The sequence below is a fragment of the Alteromonas sp. ABH2_165 genome (assembly GCF_056159945.1).
The window spans coordinates 448,375-465,940 of the sequence record NZ_JBSWWF010000002.1 but is presented as its reverse complement, the minus strand read 5'-3'; the positions used below and the strand labels follow the sequence as shown (position 1 = coordinate 465,940).

General features: G+C 48.3%; 16 protein-coding genes. 8 read left to right on the top strand and 8 right to left on the bottom strand.

The window, feature by feature from the left end; translation table 11 throughout:
• The first annotated feature begins 17 nt into the window (after positions 1–17).
• Together ACXAFQ_RS06605 and ACXAFQ_RS06600 are read left to right on the top strand one after the other, a co-directional pair.
• Entirely contained in the window at positions 18–275 is a 258-nt protein-coding gene (locus ACXAFQ_RS06605) for a superinfection immunity protein (RefSeq protein ID WP_474818888.1), read from the top strand.
• An 827-nt stretch (positions 276–1,102) separates the two neighbouring features.
• On the top strand, positions 1,103–1,888 hold the full coding sequence (locus ACXAFQ_RS06600) for a siderophore-interacting protein (protein ID WP_474818887.1): 786 nt from the start codon (positions 1,103–1,105) through the stop codon (positions 1,886–1,888).
• Positions 1,889–1,896: 8 nt separating this feature from the next.
• On the opposite strand, the gene ACXAFQ_RS06595 is transcribed toward ACXAFQ_RS06600, so the two are convergent.
• The 3 genes from ACXAFQ_RS06595 to ACXAFQ_RS06585 all read right to left on the bottom strand — a co-directional run bounded on the left by ACXAFQ_RS06595 (position 1,897) and on the right by ACXAFQ_RS06585 (position 3,555).
• Positions 1,897–2,325 (bottom strand): antitoxin Xre/MbcA/ParS toxin-binding domain-containing protein, encoded by a 429-nt coding sequence (locus ACXAFQ_RS06595; RefSeq protein ID WP_474818886.1) that lies wholly within the window; start codon positions 2,323–2,325, stop codon positions 1,897–1,899.
• Between the two features lie 309 nt (positions 2,326–2,634).
• Complete coding sequence (locus tag ACXAFQ_RS06590; protein WP_474818885.1) at positions 2,635–3,195, bottom strand: CBS domain-containing protein; 561 nt, start codon at positions 3,193–3,195, stop codon at positions 2,635–2,637.
• 60 nt (positions 3,196–3,255) lie between these two features.
• A complete protein-coding gene (locus ACXAFQ_RS06585; protein ID WP_474818884.1) occupies positions 3,256–3,555 on the bottom strand; it encodes a hypothetical protein in 300 nt (99 codons plus the stop codon).
• Positions 3,556–3,831: 276 nt separating this feature from the next.
• Between ACXAFQ_RS06585 and ACXAFQ_RS06580 the strand changes: the two genes are divergently transcribed.
• The 3 genes from ACXAFQ_RS06580 to arfB all read left to right on the top strand — a co-directional run bounded on the left by ACXAFQ_RS06580 (position 3,832) and on the right by arfB (position 7,726).
• Positions 3,832–6,264, top strand: coding sequence for a TonB-dependent receptor (locus tag ACXAFQ_RS06580; RefSeq protein WP_474818883.1), 2,433 nt, complete (start codon positions 3,832–3,834; stop codon positions 6,262–6,264).
• Between the two features lie 164 nt (positions 6,265–6,428).
• Positions 6,429–7,307: a DUF2608 domain-containing protein gene (locus tag ACXAFQ_RS06575; protein ID WP_474818882.1), complete on the top strand. Its 879-nt coding sequence runs from the start codon at positions 6,429–6,431 to the stop codon at positions 7,305–7,307.
• Positions 7,307–7,726 (top strand): alternative ribosome rescue aminoacyl-tRNA hydrolase ArfB, encoded by a 420-nt coding sequence (gene arfB / locus ACXAFQ_RS06570; protein ID WP_474818881.1) that lies wholly within the window; start codon positions 7,307–7,309, stop codon positions 7,724–7,726. Before ACXAFQ_RS06575 ends, arfB begins: the two co-directional genes overlap by 1 nt.
• A 74-nt stretch (positions 7,727–7,800) precedes the next feature.
• On the opposite strand, the gene ACXAFQ_RS06565 is transcribed toward arfB, so the two are convergent.
• A complete protein-coding gene (locus ACXAFQ_RS06565) occupies positions 7,801–8,706 on the bottom strand; it encodes a LysR family transcriptional regulator ArgP (protein WP_474818880.1) in 906 nt (301 codons plus the stop codon).
• Between the two features lie 72 nt (positions 8,707–8,778).
• Between ACXAFQ_RS06565 and ACXAFQ_RS06560 the strand changes: the two genes are divergently transcribed.
• A complete protein-coding gene (locus tag ACXAFQ_RS06560; protein WP_474818879.1) occupies positions 8,779–9,381 on the top strand; it encodes a LysE/ArgO family amino acid transporter in 603 nt (200 codons plus the stop codon).
• Between the two features lie 20 nt (positions 9,382–9,401).
• On the opposite strand, the gene ACXAFQ_RS06555 is transcribed toward ACXAFQ_RS06560, so the two are convergent.
• From ACXAFQ_RS06555 to ACXAFQ_RS06540, 4 genes are all read right to left on the bottom strand, one after another.
• The gene (locus ACXAFQ_RS06555; protein WP_474818878.1) at positions 9,402–9,890 is read right to left on the bottom strand and encodes a TIGR00645 family protein; all 489 of its coding nucleotides are present in this window, start codon (positions 9,888–9,890) and stop codon (positions 9,402–9,404) included.
• A 23-nt stretch (positions 9,891–9,913) separates the two neighbouring features.
• Positions 9,914–10,552 carry a tellurite resistance TerB family protein gene (locus ACXAFQ_RS06550; protein WP_474818877.1) on the bottom strand — a complete coding sequence of 213 codons (639 nt, stop codon included), beginning with the start codon at positions 10,550–10,552 and terminating at the stop codon, positions 9,914–9,916.
• Between the two features lie 148 nt (positions 10,553–10,700).
• Positions 10,701–11,993, bottom strand: a complete 1,293-nt coding sequence (locus tag ACXAFQ_RS06545) for an NAD(P)/FAD-dependent oxidoreductase (protein WP_474818876.1) — start codon at positions 11,991–11,993, stop codon at positions 10,701–10,703.
• A gap of 278 nt (positions 11,994–12,271) precedes the next feature.
• Positions 12,272–14,365 carry a TonB-dependent receptor gene (locus ACXAFQ_RS06540; protein WP_474818875.1) on the bottom strand — a complete coding sequence of 698 codons (2,094 nt, stop codon included), beginning with the start codon at positions 14,363–14,365 and terminating at the stop codon, positions 12,272–12,274.
• A gap of 370 nt (positions 14,366–14,735) precedes the next feature.
• On the opposite strand from ACXAFQ_RS06540, the gene ACXAFQ_RS06535 reads away from it, so the two are divergent.
• Entirely contained in the window at positions 14,736–15,902 is a 1,167-nt protein-coding gene (locus tag ACXAFQ_RS06535) for a porin (protein WP_474818874.1), read from the top strand.
• A gap of 142 nt (positions 15,903–16,044) precedes the next feature.
• Positions 16,045–17,562, top strand: a complete 1,518-nt coding sequence (gene exaC, locus ACXAFQ_RS06530; protein WP_474818873.1) for an acetaldehyde dehydrogenase ExaC — start codon at positions 16,045–16,047, stop codon at positions 17,560–17,562.
• Positions 17,563–17,566 lie beyond the last annotated feature (4 nt).

Below are 17,566 nucleotides of genomic sequence, written 5' to 3'. Positions count from 1 at the left end.
TAATAAGGAGAGTGACCGTGAATGAATTTTTTACCCGACTTCAGGATGTATCCGCTATAGAGCTTATTGTTATTTGTGCTGCTGTAGCCGTTTTGTGGTTCCTGCCCGCGATTTTAGCGATGATTTTTAATCGTAAACAGGCCAAGCTCATTGCGTTGGCTTGCATTCCCGCGGGTTTTTCAGTGATTGCCTGGACGGCCGTGCTTGTATGGTCGGTTACCGGAAAGGCTGTAGAAAAATACTTACCCGCAAAAATAAGAAAACAGCTTGCCTAAGCGCTCTCGAATTGGAGAGCGGGTTGCGTTATTCCAATGCGCCTGCTCCATGAAGTGTATCGAACCGCGATTTCATCGAGATAAAAATGCAGTGTTAACAGTGTGTATGAAAAAATACACACTGGGTGGGAAAATATTTCCATGGTTATTTACCAAAATTATCCAACCTTACTTCCAACAACACTAAAACCTTATAAATTTCAATATCTTGAATTAATCAGTAACAAGCCCACCACTCTGGCACACAACTGGCATTAATAGAATCAGACAAGGAAATCACTTTAGGAAAAGCAGACAGGATGTCAGCAGTACGAAGGATTGTTACCTAATTTGGCAAATCTGAATACTTCACAGAGGAATGTTCAGGTTGTGCAAAGAACACTGATGACGTTGTGACGTTGAAAGTGAACTGTCTTCTTGGCAGTTAATCTCCCCTCTAGGCCTATCCCGGCCTTTCCAAAACCTCTGATTTCTCCCGCCATATGGCGGGAGCTTTTTTTCTAGGGTTTAAACAATCAATTTTACTGCCATAGACGAACATTCTGTTCAATAGGTATACAGTTTACTACGTTGATATGGTCTTCCATGTCGATCAATAAATCATCATGAACTAATGTTTATCTTACAGAACGACAGTTGTTGAATGTCATTGTTTCTGCTTCCATGTGTATTCCTAAAAGTGTTTTGCCGGTGCCGTCAGGTCACCGGCTTTTTTTTATGTTCGATTTATACGATTCCCCAGTGTCTGTTTATCCGTAACAATGAGCTGTTCTCAATAATGATTCGTATTTACAATCACTAGTGAATATATAAATGAGAAGAGTATTATGGAAAAAAGACAGCCAAGACAACCCGCCTGTCTAGTGGTAAAAGAAAATCGCGAACTCACCCCTAACATGCGTCGCATTACCTTTTCTGGTGAGGCACTAAAGCAATATCCTGAAATAGAAACCTCGGCGTACGTCAAACTGATGTTTGATTTCGATGGTAATCCATTAACATCGCCCCCCGCATCAATGAAAGATGCGCAGCTTCGTACCTACACCATTCGGGCAATCAACCAAAATGCCGGCGAAATGGATGTAGACATGGCAATTCATGGTGATGACAAACACAGCGGCCCTGCTTCCTATTGGGCTTCCTCTGCGTTGGAAGGCGATACCATTGTCGTGGGCGGACCGGGCAGTTCAAAAGGTTTAGCCGAGAGTTATGACTGGGTATTATTCGCTGGTGACATGACATCGCTCCCCGCTATCTCTACCTATCTGGAGAAACTCGCGCCAGAAACAGTGGGTTATGCCGTAATTAAAGTAACGACGGCAGACGACATTCAAGCACTGGAAGCGCCCGCAGGTGTATCGATTATCTGGGTAACCGGCAATGATAGCCTGATTGATGAAGTGGCAGCACTGTCGTGGCACCCTGGGAAGCCTGGCATTTGGGTAGCGTGTGAATTTTCAGATATGCGCGGATTGCGTCAACTATTGGTGAAAGAACGCCATGTTGCCCATGAGCAGTTGTATATCAGCAGCTACTGGCGTGAAGGTCGCTCTGAAGATCAGCATAAAGTTGATAAACGTAAAGATGCAGAAGCATTTGAGGCAGGGAATTAACCCCAACCCTACCTTCGCATCGTTCTTTCTTCGTCATCATTGGCCGCATGGATGTGGCCTTTGATGTCCACAAACGGCATGCCCTCCCCGCTGTGCAAATCTTCAAGATAATCCGTAACGTAAATAATGCCTGCCAGATTATGACAAACGGTAAGGGGCACTGCATTTAGATGAAAATTAAAGCGGTTCAGCCATTCAGCAATGCGTCGACTGTCACCATCTGACAACGCAAACAGCAAATGGTACATTCGCACCAGTGCCAGTTGAATTTCTGCTTCGTTGGAGTTTTCTGCAAACCCCACATATAAACTTTGGGTTAGTGCATTTTCCGACACACCCAGTAAATTCGCGGCCTCTGGCGGTGTTAAACCTATCGCTTCATAGGCCATTACATAGGCTTTCATTAAAACGGCTGGTGATGTTCCCGTTGCATGCATAGCGATTGCTCCTGTAATTGGGACCTGTATGCTCCTGTTGTTGCGAGAACCATTCCAGTTATTACAGTTTAGTTAAATTTATCCATTTAACCGCTGAAAATAAGGAAAAAATTACTTAAAACTTCCAGAACATCAATTCTGGCAACAGAGGAAATTGGCTTTTTGCTGCATAAACATCAACTTTAGCAACAATATGGTTTGTTCAGAGAATAGAGAGTCTCAGGTAGATATAGGGTCGCGAGTTATTTCACGACCCATTTTATTTGAGCAGAAACCGGCATGGCAGGAACACCACACCAGTTTCTTCGTTCAGGCAGCAATCACGCTAGATAGTGCAGAAAAGGAGGGCTGAGCCTGAATATCTAAAGGCAAGTGCAATTCTCTGGCGATATCACTCACACTGATAATACCCCGTATAACGTGCTCCTCACGGTCGATCACCAAACAATGCTGTTGCCCATTATCTTTCAGCGTACAGATAATATCTTCTACGGTAGCGTATGAGAGCTGCTCATAGTCGAACGACTGCAACATAGATTTAGGTTGCATGAAATCTGCGGCTGTCAATTCGCTGCGGGGAATTCCCTGGGCAACCTTCTGCATAATGCGCTGACTGGTCAAATCTGCCAATGTAACAATGCCGCTGAACTGGCCGGCCTTATCCAGCACAATTTTCATTTTCACGTGCGACTGCTTCATAAGCTGCTCGAGGTCAGCCGCCTTGGCGTCGTAATCAATGACCAGCGGCACATGTTGTTTAAAGTCGGTGAAAACGGCCTTTGCTGGCGACTGTAAAGTAAGTCTGTTTTGCACTTCAGGCCAGGCGAGTTTGTCTACAGATTCAGTTTTGTATAAAGGTAAGGTATGCATAGCTAATTCCTTAATTATCGAAAATTTTGGCTGCAACCAATTTGCAACCCACAGTTGATATCAGGAAAAGCGGGGCGGACCTCTGATCTCGTTGCTACTGAAATAATCAGCAACGCCGAGACTAACTATTTCAGTATTAGAAAAAGAAATGAAACGCGGAAGCGGTATGTCGACAGGAGACAATATGCCATCGCCGTTTTCAGACTCGGCTTCTGCACCTGGCTGCTCAGCAACAATAAACAAATCGCCGCTGACAGCTGCAACGAAGGCTTCTGTTTTCGCGCCCGCAGCCGCACCTCTGCCGTCTGACAAAGCAGGCAACAAAGTAAGCAAACATAGAGCAATAACCCAGAAACGCATGTGTTCTCCTTTGAGGCATATCAATTTTCTGCATGCCTCTTTAATAACATACGACGTTTTTCAGAATTTAAAACTACACTTTAACGCAGTATTCAAATGGCTCGTCGACAGGGAAATATTCTGCCGCAGCTAGAGATTGGGAAGTATTCCCACCCAAACCGGGAAAAGTTCCCATAAGTTGATACCAAAGTACCACCTATCCTCAGACCATAAGTTAATTTTCTGTAAACGGCATTTGCCATACGATTTACATTATAATAATTGTGGAATAGCACTATGACTCAGAGAACATTCAATAAAAGCCTTTTAGCACTTTCAGTGTGTGCAATGCTTCCGGTAACCGCGGCTCATGCCAACAAAGTGGACTGGGAAGATCAGGAACTTATCGAAGTGGTGGGTCAAACCCCGCTTTCCGGCTACGGTTCTGATAACTCGCAGGTTAATGCATCACTAAGTGCGGACGACCTGAGCCTGTCCAATGCGAGTTCATTGGCTCGCTTGCTCGACAGCGAGTTACTTTCAGTATCGATTAATGATGTGCAAAACAATCCGTTTCAACCCGATGTACAGTATCGCGGTTTTACGGCATCTCCACTCCTTGGTTTACCGCAAGGCTTATCGGTTTACCTGAACGGCACGCGCTTTAACGAACCGTTTGGTGATACCGTAAACTGGGACTTAGTCCCGATGTCAGCGTTTGATAACGTCAGCCTGATCAGCGGCGCTAACCCGCTTTTCGGCCAAAACACCCTTGGCGGTGCGCTGTCTCTGCGAAGCAAAACCGGTTTCTCATTCACCGACAACAAGCTCACCTTACAAGGTGGGAGTTTTGGTGAGAAAGGCGCTACGTTGGAAAGTGGCGGCAATAACGGAGAGTGGGGTTACTATGTAAATGCCAGTCTTTATGAAGAAGACGGCTGGCGCGACTTTTCGCCTACCGAAGTCAAACAGCTTTTTGGTACGCTTTCGCGGAAAACTGACGACTCATCCACGCAGCTGACGCTGGCACTGGCCGACAATGATTTGATTGGTAATGGCGCCATTCCCGTTGATTTAATTCCTTACGAAGGCCGCGATGCCATCTATACCCGTCCAGATCAAACACTGACCAACCTCACTTTTGTGAGCCTGGCGCAAGAGTGGGAACTGAATGACAACCTCCAGCTGGCAGTTAACCTTTACTATCGCGAAAACGAAATCGAAACCTACAACGGTGACGACAGCGATTACGAAGAATGTGATGTCGGCTTTGGTGAAACCCTCTGTGAAGAGGGTGAAGAAGATGACGATGACGACGATGATGATTTCGATGGTGATGATGACGTCATTGTCGATGACGTCATTGTCGATGACGACGACGATGATGATGAAGACGGCGATGCAGATGATATTCCAGTGCAGTTTGTGGGCTACTTGCCTAACACGGCGTTAGAAGACATTTCTGATATAGACCCAGACGAGCTGGACGGCACTGCCAATACCTCACTGACTAAAAACCGCAGTTATGGTGCGAGCTTTGAGTTACATGGTAAAGCGCAGCGCATGCATACCCACAACTGGGTATTTGGTGGCGGTATCGACAGAGCGAATATCGACTTCAACAGCGCGACTGAGTTTGCAATTCTGGACAACGACACTGCAGAAGACACCCGCGGCGTGACCGGTGTGGGCGTATTCGATGCGGGTTCAGAGGTTTTCCTTCGAACTGACGTAACGCACTACCACTTATTATTAAGCGACTCAGTGCAACTGTCTGAGAATTGGCAGGTTTGGGCTTCTGGCCGCTTTAATCGCTCTGAAATAAAAATGATGGATCAAATTGAAACCGGTGAAGGGTCGCTGAACGGCGATCACACATTCAACCGTTTCAACCCTGCCGTTGGGGCACAGTACCAACGTGACGCATTAACGGTTTCAGCAAGTTATAGCCAATCGTCGCGGACACCCAGCCCGGCAGAACTGTCTTGTGCCGATGAAGATGATCCGTGCAAGCTGCCTAACGGTTTCGTGGCCGATCCTCCTCTAGAACAGGTTGTTACCGACACCTTGGAGCTACGCGCTTCCTGGATAAAAGATAACCTTGAACTGGCCGGTGCGGTGTTCCACAGTAACTCCAAAGATGACATCATCTTCCAACAAGCCGGAGACCGTCCGTCTGTGGGTTACTTTGTGAACGTAGATAAGACCCGCCGTCAGGGTGCAGAATTTGCGGCTCGCTATAACTTTGACACCCTTTCTGTTGGTGCCAGTGCCAGCTTCTTAGATGCCACTTTCCAATCTGACTATACCGCTTTTAGCCCGCAAAATCCGCTGGGTGGTAACCGTCAGGTTCAAGCGGGTGACACCATTCCAGGACAGCCAGACATGCAACTTGGACTGGACTTCGATTGGCAGGTAATCGACAACCTGTTGGTAGATATGTCAGTAAACTACACTGGCGGCCAATACTTCCGTGGCGATGAAGCCAACGAGAACCGCCAACTTGGCGGCTACACGGTTGTTGATGTATCAGCGACCTGGCAGCTCACCGAAGCCTTAAAACTTGGCTTGCGTGTCGACAACTTGCTCGACAAAGAGTACGAGACCTTCGGTACCTATGGTGAAGCCGATGAAGTACTGGAAGGGATTTACGACGATATCGAATCCACTGAGTTTGTCGGCGTTGGTGCACCGCGCAGCATCTCTGCATTCGTCAGCCTGGTATTCTGATGTAAGCCCATTGAAGCCGGTCATTCCCTATGACCGGCTTTTTCTTATCACCTCAAAGCACTCTTCGAAACCGACGCTAATCCACATGTTGCCGTTTTCTCCGCTAACACGACCTGCTAAAGTACGGTTTTTGGAATCAATAAAACGCGTTTATGGAAAACCCTTTGTTAAAATCTGCCCTGCTTTCTGTGGCGACAGCGTTGTTTCTTACCGCCTGTGCCAGCACGCCAACGCCCAAGGGCACAGTAAAAATTACAGAAACCACGTCTTACTCTGATATCGATGCGAAAGTGGATGCTTTTAACCGCAAATACGGCCCCGAGAATGTGCTGATTGTGTCCGATATCGACAATACCCTGCTGACCAGTGCGACTGATTTAGGTGGCGACATCTGGTATCAGTGGCAGCGTGGCAAACTGGACATTCAGCCTACAGACCAGCAAAAAGTGTCCTGTCTGTTTGAAGACACCATTGGGTTACTTTATGAACTCAACCCCATGCGATTGACCGATCCACTGGTACCGGAAATGGTCGCAACCTGGCAGATGAACGGTAATACGGTGATAGCGCTCACTTCACGCGATCCCCGCTACCGTGCGGCGACTGAGCGCGAGTTGGAAAGTAACGGTATTGATATGACCAAATCGCCGCTTGCCACCGAAGATGGCGCATTACCCGAATACCGCGAGCAACTAGAGCGTGAACTGACTTACAGCCAGGGCGTGATGATGACAACCGGTATGAATAAAGGCGACATGCTGCACTGGGTTCTGAAGCAGACTAATCGTCACTTCGATGCAGTAGTGTTTATCGATGACTCAGAAAAGAATATCGACAATATGTATGCCGCCTGGAAAGACAGCGGCACCGACATGCAAATCTTCTACTATACCCACGTAGAAGAAGCCCGGATTGCCGCCTTCGGCAGCGTTCTCACCCAGCAGCAAGCCGACAAAATGGCTGCAGGCTATGAAACCCTCAACAGTACATTGCTGAGAGTATTTCCGGCACGTCCCACTCAGCATTGTCTAACGGTAAACTGATGACGACGTTATTTATTACCCCCACCCTGCGCATTGATGATAGCGAAATTGATATGAGCGCTATTCGTGCCCAGGGCGCTGGCGGACAGAACGTGAATAAAGTGAGCAGCGCAATTCATCTGCGCTTCGACGTGGCCGCGTCTTCATTGCCTGAGCACATTAAAGCACGTCTGCTGGCTAAAGCTGACACACGGCTCACTGCAGAAGGCGTGTTTGTGCTCAAAGCACAGAATTACCGCACTCAGGAGCAGAACCGTCAGGACGCCATCGACCGACTTTCACAATGGATTGGCGAAGCCACCAAAGTACAGAAAACCCGCCGCCCGACGCGTGTAAGTAAAGGCGTACAGAAACGTCGTGCGGAAGCAAAGAAACAGCAGAGCCAGCGCAAGGATATGCGTAAGAAGGTGGATTACTAGCCTGCTATCAACAGTTCGAAAAGTTAAGAAGACGATTACGGATGGCTTATTGCTGATTACTTATTGCAAATAGTTCATTGCAAATAGCTTTGCGCCGAAGTAACCACATGCTCCCTTAACGCTTTCAGTTGCGGACTTTCTGATTGCCAGTAGTGCCAGTACAGGGGAATATCCATGTACTTGCCAGGAAACAAATCGACCAGTTCACCGGTGTCGATGGCATCCTCAATCTGAAGATCCGGTAACATACCGTACCCCATGCCCGCTAGCATGGCCTGCCGAAAGCCTTCGGACGACGGACACCAATGAATATATTCTGGCTCACCGCCCGCGTATTCACGCATAAAATCGTGTTGTGTTCTATCGTTGTGGTCGAACACCAGACAAGGGGCATGGAATAGGTCAGCAGTTTCTGTGATGCCATGAGCCGACAGAAAGCCAGGACTGGCCACGGCGCGGTAACGAAGCGCACCAAGATAAACGGATTTACCACCATTAACGGTTTCATCGCTGCTGCAAATACACACCATCACTTCACCCTGTTTCATTCTTTTCAGGCTTACAGACTGATCCTCCACTAGAAAATCGAAACTGAATTTCTGCTCTGGTAACGTCAACGCCCGAGGTAACCAGGTTGCCAGAGAATCTGCATTCACCGCCATGCGAACGGCAAGAATATTTTGCTCGGCGTCTTCATCGCCCGACTGCATCCCCAACGCAGCCTCAAGCTGAATAACCTGTTGCAGATGAGTGAGCAGTCGGCTTCCGGCAGGTGTAGCCACTGGCGGTTGTGAGCGCACCAACACAGGTTCACCGATTTGCAGCTCCAGTTGGCGAATACGACGGCTCACCGCTGACTGAGTAATAAACAGCTTTTGCGCCGCCCGTTCAAAGCCCCGGTTGGCAATCACGGCTTCTAGCGCCCGGAGTAATTGATAGTCAAACATGATTTTTACGCATGATGGAGTAGGTTTATTCATTAGAATCATAAACCATTAATCTTTATTCTGCGCACTGTTTGAAAACGCATGAACAATGTAAGAGGAAATAGCGTGGAATCGTTGATCACCGGAATTTTGATGGGGCTTAGCCTGATTGTCGCCATTGGTTCGCAGAATATTTGGGTACTGAGTCAAAGCATGGTGAACCCTCATCGCGTAACCATCGCACTCACCTGTATTCTATGCGACGTGTTACTCATCATTACCGGCGTGTTTGCTGCGGTAAAAATTCAGGCTTTTTTGCCCGCACTGTTACCTTTTCTTATGTGGGGCGGCGTAGCGCTGTTACTTTGGCTCGCAGCACAAGCCCTCACTCGGGCATGGAAAGGAAACGGTGGGCTACAAGTGGCGCCACAACAAGCATTGTCTGCACGTAAAACCTGTCTGGTGGCATTGGGGATCAGTTTACTCAACCCTCACGTGTACCTTGATACCGTGGTATTGCTGGGAAATATTGGTAGTTTGCAGCCACAGCCGGAAATTTTTGCAGCGGGCGCGATTGTCGCTTCTATCTTCTGGTTCAGTAGCCTGGTGTGGTTGGCACCGAAACTGAAAGTCTGGTTAAGCTCGCCATTGCGGTGGCGTATTTTTGATGGAACCGTGGCTGTTGTCCTCATTGTTATTGCCATCAAGCTTGCCAGCATAGAGGTTTAACAGCCATTACTTTGTATGACTTAGTGTTTCTTAATTTTTTCCAGATAGCCCATGGCAAACGCAGAAACGACAAACGTGATGTGAATGAACAGATACCACATGATTTTCTCGTTCTCGATGGTCTGGGCATTCATAAAAACTTTTAGCAGATGAATAGATGAAATTGCCACAATGGAAGCGGCGACTTTATTTTTAAGCGACCCCGTATCCAGCGTACCTAACCAACCTAGCTTGTCGCTGCTCTCTTCGAGATCGATTTTAGAAACGAAATTCTCGTAACCTGAAAACATCACCATAACGACCAGGCCGCCCACTAGCGACACATCCACAAGTGTCAGCGCCAGTAGAATCAAATCAACTTCCGGTACTGAGAAAATGATGGGCACTATATGGATCAGTTCCTGAAAGAACTTCACCGTTAACAAGATAAGAAGCAGGCTGAGCCCCAGATAAATAGGTGCCATCAGCCAGCGCGATGCGTAAAGCAACTTTTCGAACAATCTTTCCATTTTCTATTTAAATTCCAAAATAACTATCGACTACTTTCATTAAGCCGCCTGACCATCTCGTCATCCAGCTTGAGCATGCGGGCAAGCTCCTGCAAGTATACGGTTTCCATATGATTTTTTTCATCAATCACTAAGCATGAAGCCAAATAAATTTCTGAAGCCTCAGCAGGTGTCGAAGCCAGTGCCGCCACTTCTGAAGGGTCAAGCGGCTTATTGATTTCTCTTTCCAGAAACTGCTTTTCATCGCTGCCGATGGCTGAATTAGCCAGTGCTTCATGAATATGCTTCATTTCAGTTTCATCAATATGACCGTCGGCTTTCGCCGCGGCAATCATCGCTTTTAATACATTTACCGAATGCTTCGAATCATTCTCGCTGAACGTTTCAGCCGTACCAGACGTCGCTTTTTCTGCCTGATAATTATTGTAAATCTTGTAGGCCAGTGCCCCGATAGCCACGGCGCCACCCGCTTTAAGTAACGTGGAACCTTTGCCTTTTTTCAGCAGTGATTTGAGCAAGCTACTTCCGGCAATACCCAGCCCCATTTTCTTTAGTGAGTCGGAACCCGACGACGACCCGGAACCTAAGCCACCCAGTTTGTCCTTATGCTGTTTCACTACCGACGAGTTAAGCACCTGATTTAAAACGCTGTGTAAATTCATACTTTCAATCTCCATGCGGACCAGACATCGTTTACGGGAATCGCTTTGACACTATTTAAGTACACAAATTCGATTCAGCCTTTTATAAATAAAAAAGAGAGCCAGAACCCCTGACTCTCTAACTCATTACACTGGCTTTTATACGGTGCTAGTGCAGCTTGAGTTTATGACCCACAATATTGCCCACCTTACGACTCATCAATGTCATAGTGCCTTTAAACCAACCATGTACGGCAAACTGGTGCATGTTGTACAGTGAGATATAAACAAGACGTGCCAGTCGCCCTTCAATAAACATACTGGAGTTAGACAAGGCGCCCATCAGGCTGCCGACTGTGCTGTACTTACTCAGATGCACCAGCGACCCATAGTCTTTGTACTCATATTCCTTCAGAGGCTTGTCGCGGAACATGGCAATGATGTTCTCACCGGCAGTGGTGGCCATTTGGTGAGCTGACTGCGCACGAGGCGGCACCCAGTTTCCGTTTTTCTGTTTGAAGCCACAGCAGTCACCGATGGCAAAAATGTGATTATCAATGGTGCTTTGCAGATACTCATTCACCAAAATCTGATTAGCACGGTTAGTTTCAAAAATGCCCATGTCCACCAGGAAATCCGGCGCTTTCACACCTGCTGACCACACCATTAAGTCAGCATCAATTTCCTGACCGTCTTTGGTTTTAAAGCCTTTTTCTGTGGCTTCAGACACCATAGCGCCTTCAAGTACTTCTACACCCAGTTTCAGCAGTGCTTTTTTCGCTGACGCAGCTATTTTTTCAGGTAATGCGGGCAGAATACGAGGGCCAGCTTCGATGATGGACACCTTTAAACGCTTGGCAGACATTTCCGGCATACCGTACGCCCGGGCGAGATTGGCAATATGGTGAAGTTGTGCCGCCAGCTCAGTGCCCGTAGCACCACCGCCAACAATGGCAACGTGAAGCATATCCTGCTCGGTGCAAGATTGATTGATGCGTAGTAACTGATTCAGTAACGCGCGGTGGAAACGCTCAGCGCCGGCCAGGGAGTCGAGTTTATAGCAATATTCGGCCACGCCGGGGGTACCAAAATCGTTGCAAACACTGCCCAGGGCCATCACCAGGTAATCGTAATCGATAGTGCGCTCTGGCAAGATTTCTTTGCCGTCGCGGTCGTTGAGGGGGTCGAGAATTATCTGCTTTTTCTCTTTGTCCAGCTGGCGCATATTACCCAACTGGAACTGGTATTTATGACGCACGGCGTGCATGCGGTAATCCACACCGTCGGAGTTTTTATCAATAACCCCGGCCGCCACTTCGTGAAGTAAAGGTTTCCACACGTGTGTCTGGCTACGATCAACCAGAATAACTTCTGCCTCACCTTTCCGGCCCAGCTTGTGACTCAGATGTGTCACTAATTCGAGACCACCAGCACCACCGCCAACAACGACGATCTTTTTCATGATGTTTCCTCAATACAATTTTTCCAGCTATTGAATGTCTTGAAAACGGTGTCATCCAATAGCTCGAAAAACTGCTCTCGGTGCTTATACAGCGTGAAAGAATCTGGCGCTTCTGCAAGCGGGAGGCGTTGATTTTCAGAACCGTCTGCCGCAGGGAAGCGGCAGCCGAGGCCCCATGGATGGGTTTACGCCGTGTTCTGAAAATCAACGCCCACCTCAGCCAGAAGCGCCAGATGCCAGACATCACAGATTCACCACGGTACATACGGTTGGAAATTTTATTCCCAACGATAAACGAGACTAACCATGTAGTTTCTCGGACGACCGGGGAAATAGCGGTCTCCGCTGAATGAGGTGTAGTCTGCGCGTTCTGCGTATGCTTCATCAAGCAGGTTATTTATTCGTCCAGACACCGTCATTTGCGGTGTTATATCCCAGCTAGTTCTCAGGTCCACAATGTCGTGGCCATCGTATTCGTGCTGGTTTTCCGGATCGGTGTAATACGAGCCTACGTGATTCCACGCCAGTTCAGCAATAATGTTTTCGGCCGGCGTGTAGCGAAGGCGGGTGTTGGCTACGTGTCGTGGGGCGGTATCCATGTCGTTGCCGTTAATGTCTATTTCGCCGGAAAGCTGTGAATGGCGGTACGTATGTTTCGCTGCTGTGGCTGCAACTATTAACGCGAACTGCTCGCTCATCTGCCATTCCGCCTCAAGCTCAATGCCCTGGTGACGGCTCTTGCCGTTGGCCACATAGAAATAATCGCTGTCACGATAGATAAATTGGTCTTTGTCCATCTGATACACAGACAAGTTGTAGCGAAGTACGTCGCCTTTGCTCTTCAGGCCAATTTCGATGTTGTCGGCAACCACTGGTTCAAGATCGGCGACAGATTGGGCGCGTTGCAAACGGTAAAGCTCGGTGGCTTGTGGCGCGCGATAGCCCCGCGAAAGGTTTCCGTACACCAATAAATCGTCTGATAGCGAATACGATGCGCCTAACTTTGGCGAGAAATTACTGAAACTGTCATCGCGACTTTCTGGACGGGTGTAACGGCAGCCCCCCATACCGCAGGTGGTGCCATCTTCACGTACCCGGCCTGCATTCATGTTATTGGTGTAGTCATATTTGGTGTGCTCATATCGCACGCCCGCGCTCCAGTGCCAGTTGTCGATGTCTCCGCTTAACTCCGCAAATGGCGCGAGTACGGTGGCGTCTACGCTGTAATCGTAGTGACGACCAGAAGGAATGGTTTCTACCAGAAATGCAGAGCCTACGGTTGGCGAGTCCTGATATTGCAACAAATCGCCGGAGGTATATTCGCCATCGACACCGGCCTGCAATGTCATATTGTCAGCCAATTCATGAGACCACAGCGTTTGTATGCCCGCACCACGCTGACTGTTTTTCTCAACGGGTTGTCCTGGCAGGAAGTGCATCAGAAAGTCCATGTCCTGATCGCGTAAATAAGGGGTCACAATGATTTCATCGCCGTTATCCAGCGTCATTGCTACCTTGCTCCACAGTCGTAGTGAACGGGCGTTGCGGTAAGCTTCCGGGTTTTCATTGCCCTGCGCCAGTGCTTTATCTTTGTAGCTGTCGGTACCGCTGATATAACCCGCTGTATCTTGCTCCAGGTTGGTATAAGTGAGGCCAGTATTAACAGAAAATTGGTTGCCCTCGTAGCGGTGACGAAGATTCACTTTCTCCTGGTCCAGCCCCTCATCAACACGGTAACCGTTATCACTGGTCACACTGGCATTAATACCTACACCAGTATTCCCAGCGTCGTAGCCTGAGCGCAGCTTGTATCGTGTGTAGCCGTAAGAACCATAATCAAAACCCGCCATACCACCACCCTGCGTGGTATCTGGCGTGATCACGTTCACCACGCCGTGAATGGCGTTAGAACCGTAAAGTGCCGAGCCTGGGCCTTTTAACACTTCAATTCGCTGGGCCATTTCACTGTGGGCTTCAAACAATTCGTTAATGTTACAGAAACCGGCCGATCGCAAAGGAATGCCGTCTTCGGCAGTAAGTAAGCCGCCACAGGCGCCCGCACCCGAAAATACCGGCGAGCGTAATGCTGGAAGGTATTCCTGGCCGTTCCCGCGCTGTAATTGCGCCCCGGCGATATTGTCGAACACTTCTTCAATATGTGTTGCCGATAGAAGCGCAATCTCGTCTTCGTCTACGCTACTTACCGCTACCGGTTGGGTAAAGCTGTCTGTGCCAGTGCGGGATGCAGTGGTGGTGATGTGTTCAATACTGTCCGATTCAGTTTGCGCTGCCGCAGAAGAGACTGCGCCGATAGTCAAAAGGGCACAGTACAGCGAGCTCAACGGAAATGATGTGTGACGCTTTGAAGTCATAATTCTCTCAAAATGGATTACAGACAGCTTGAACTGTCTCAATAGTAAATGGAAAAAAACAGTTGGGGAAGCCTGCGCACGGCCTCATTCAGGTTTGTTTTAATGGTACTTTTTAGCGCTACCTGACGCCACCGCCAATACTACTACTTTGGAAGTACACCTATAGTTTCATTTCATTGACGGACTAAAGGATAAGCGAATCGCCCCTATCGACGAGTTTCCAATTTAGCCCCCGACAACAATACTCGAAACATCAAAAAAAGTTCGCTGGCAACGCATCAGTGAACAATGGGCATGAGTAACCCGGGATCGATGTGAATTGTTGCTCCGCCTATACGAAAACTAAACAAATCAAAGATAGGTGAAACACATGAACAACAAGAACGTAAGCCTCAAGCCTCTTGCCTTAGCCGTATCAGCACTGGTTTGCTCAAGCGCCAATGCAGCCATCACGATTTATGATGACGCAGAAGTTGCCACAGTATCTGTGGACGCGTCTTTCAACACATTTTACGTAAATACCAGCACCGAAAGCGATGCTGCTGGTACATCTCGCGACCAGTCTCGCGTCAAGATGGGCTTCCTGCCAAACTGGCTGGGAATGAACTTCAGCAAAGACATCAACGGCCTGAAAGTAGGCGGACGTTCTTCTTTCTGGGTCACCATCAATGACAGCAACAGCACGGTAACTTCAACCGGTATTGATGTACGTCAGTTCTACGCAACACTCGGTTCAGACTGGGGTGAAGTGTTACTGGGTAAAGATTTTACCCTGTTCAACCGTAACAACATTTTCTTAGATGAAATCCTGATGGGCTACGGCAACGTAAATGACACGCTTGGTCTTATCGACGGTCAGGGCGTTTCATTCGGTAACATCGGCAGCGGTTACACCTATCCTATGCCAACCTCTCAAATTCGTTATACCACACCGACTTTTGGTGGCGGTTTCAAAGTAGCAATCGCAGCAATCGATCCATCACCTGTCAATGCGGCTGATGACCGCGAAGAATCTGCACCACGCATCGAAGCGGAAGCCACTTACTCAACTGATTTCGACGGCGGTAATGTAACAGCGTGGGTTGGTTTCCTGAACCAGAGTTCAGAGTCAGACACCATGGGTGATGTTGACTCAACAGGTACTTCTTACGGCGTAAAAGTAGGCTTTGGTGGCTTTGCACTGCATGCATCAGGTTACACCGGTGAAGGTATCGGTATTTTGCTTGGCCCAACAGAAGCAGCACTTGGCTTAGGCCCAGTCACGATGTACGACATGAACATGAATGAATTAGATAGCAGCGGTTATCTGGTTCAAGGTTCATACAAAATGGACGATCACCGTTTTGTGGTGTCTTACGGTGAGAACGAAATTGAAGATTCAGACTACATTGGCCACGAAGCGATGCAGGTTGCTTGGTTCTACAACTACAACAGCCACGTCACTTTTGCGGTTGAATACGCCTCCAGTGAATTCAGCGGCATCCTCGGTGACGAAGAAGCCGACACTATCGCGATTGGCGGCATTGTGAATTTCTAAACTGTTATTTGATTGCCAGAAAAATAACAGTCATTCATTTCCGGTCCGCGGGGCCGGGGTCGGGACAGACGAAAATACTGTCCGCAGACTAAAACTCGCGATCTGGCAACGCTTTTAAAATTGAAAAACCGGAGTAATAAATATGATTTACGCAGCACCTGGACAACAAGACTCGGTTGTAACGTTTAAAGAACAATATGGCAACTACATCGGCGGCGAATGGGTCGCTCCAGTAAAAGGCCAGTACTTCGACAACGTTTCACCGGTTAACAACGAAGTATTCTGTTCTATCCCACGTTCTACTACAGAAGACGTAGAACTGGCACTTGATGCCGCTCACAGAGCGAAAGCTGCTTGGGGTAAAACGTCTGTACAACAACGCTCTCTGCTTCTACTGAAAATTGCAGACCGCATTGAAGAAAACCTGGAAAAGCTGGCAGTAGCTGAAACTTGGGACAACGGTAAAGCAGTTCGCGAAACACTGAACGCCGATATTCCTCTTGCCGCTGACCACTTCCGCTATTTCGCAGGCTGTATCCGTGCACAAGAAGGTACCATCGGTGAAATCGACGAGAACACTGTTGCTTACCACTTCCACGAGCCGCTGGGCGTAGTAGGTCAAATCATTCCTTGGAACTTCCCTCTGCTGATGGCAGCGTGGAAACTGGCGCCGGCACTGGCTGCGGGTAACTGTATCGTTCTGAAGCCAGCTGAGCAGACACCTGCTTCAATTCTGGTACTGATGGAAGTTATCGGTGACCTTCTGCCTCCTGGTACCCTGAACGTAGTTAACGGTTACGGTGCAGAAGCGGGTCAAGCACTAGCAACTAGCAAGCGTATTGCTAAGATTGCTTTCACAGGCTCCACTCCGGTTGGTTCTCACATTCTGAAGTGCGCTGCAGAGAACATCATTCCTTCAACCGTGGAACTGGGTGGCAAGTCGCCTAACATCTACTTCTCTGATGTAATGAAGCATGAAGATGAGTTCCTCAGCAAGTGTGTGGAAGGTACTGTTCTGGCCTTCTTCAACCAAGGTGAAGTATGTACCTGTCCTTCACGTGCCCTGATCCAAGAAGATATGTACGATGACTTTATCTCTCTGGTAGTTGCACGTACTCAACAAATCAAACGTGGTAACCCGCTGGATACTGATACTCAAGTTGGTGCACAGGCATCTGCTGAGCAGTACGACAAGATCCTGGGCTACCTGGAAATTGGTAAGAAAGAAGGTGCAGAAGTCCTTATCGGTGGCGGCCCTGCTAACATCGAAGGCTTCAACAAAGGTTTCTACATCGAGCCTACGCTGCTGAAAGGCAACAACAACATGCGTGTATTCCAGGAAGAAATCTTTGGTCCTGTAGTAGGCGTGACTACCTTTAAAGATGAAGCGGAAGCACTGGCCATCGCTAACAACACCGAGTTTGGTCTGGGTGCTGGTGTATGGACCCGTGATACTAACCGTGCATATCGCATGGGTCGTGGTATCGAAGCTGGCCGTGTATGGATGAACTGCTACCACGCATATCCTGCACACGCCGCGTTCGGTGGTTACAAGAAATCAGGTGTAGGTCGTGAGACACACAAAATGATGCTTGACCACTATCAGCAAACTAAAAACCTGCTGACCAGCTACGACATCAACCCGCTGGGCTTTTTCTAAAAGC

Bases quoted from the DNA above. Each gene is read 5' to 3' on its own strand.
- ACXAFQ_RS06600 (WP_474818887.1), top strand. From the start codon at position 1,103: ATGGAAAAAAGACAGCCAAGACAACCCGCCTGTCTAGTGGTAAAAGAA.
- ACXAFQ_RS06595 (WP_474818886.1), bottom strand. From the start codon at position 2,325: ATGCATGCAACGGGAACATCACCAGCCGTTTTAATGAAAGCCTATGTA.
- ACXAFQ_RS06590 (WP_474818885.1), bottom strand. From the start codon at position 3,195: ATGCATACCTTACCTTTATACAAAACTGAATCTGTAGACAAACTCGCC.
- ACXAFQ_RS06585 (WP_474818884.1), bottom strand. From the start codon at position 3,555: ATGCGTTTCTGGGTTATTGCTCTATGTTTGCTTACTTTGTTGCCTGCT.
- ACXAFQ_RS06580 (WP_474818883.1), top strand. From the start codon at position 3,832: ATGACTCAGAGAACATTCAATAAAAGCCTTTTAGCACTTTCAGTGTGT.
- arfB (WP_474818881.1), top strand. From the start codon at position 7,307: ATGACGACGTTATTTATTACCCCCACCCTGCGCATTGATGATAGCGAA.
- ACXAFQ_RS06565 (WP_474818880.1), bottom strand. From the start codon at position 8,706: ATGAATAAACCTACTCCATCATGCGTAAAAATCATGTTTGACTATCAA.
- ACXAFQ_RS06555 (WP_474818878.1), bottom strand. From the start codon at position 9,890: ATGGAAAGATTGTTCGAAAAGTTGCTTTACGCATCGCGCTGGCTGATG.
- ACXAFQ_RS06550 (WP_474818877.1), bottom strand. From the start codon at position 10,552: ATGAATTTACACAGCGTTTTAAATCAGGTGCTTAACTCGTCGGTAGTG.
- ACXAFQ_RS06545 (WP_474818876.1), bottom strand. From the start codon at position 11,993: ATGAAAAAGATCGTCGTTGTTGGCGGTGGTGCTGGTGGTCTCGAATTA.
- ACXAFQ_RS06540 (WP_474818875.1), bottom strand. From the start codon at position 14,365: ATGACTTCAAAGCGTCACACATCATTTCCGTTGAGCTCGCTGTACTGT.
- ACXAFQ_RS06535 (WP_474818874.1), top strand. From the start codon at position 14,736: ATGAACAACAAGAACGTAAGCCTCAAGCCTCTTGCCTTAGCCGTATCA.
- exaC (WP_474818873.1), top strand. From the start codon at position 16,045: ATGATTTACGCAGCACCTGGACAACAAGACTCGGTTGTAACGTTTAAA.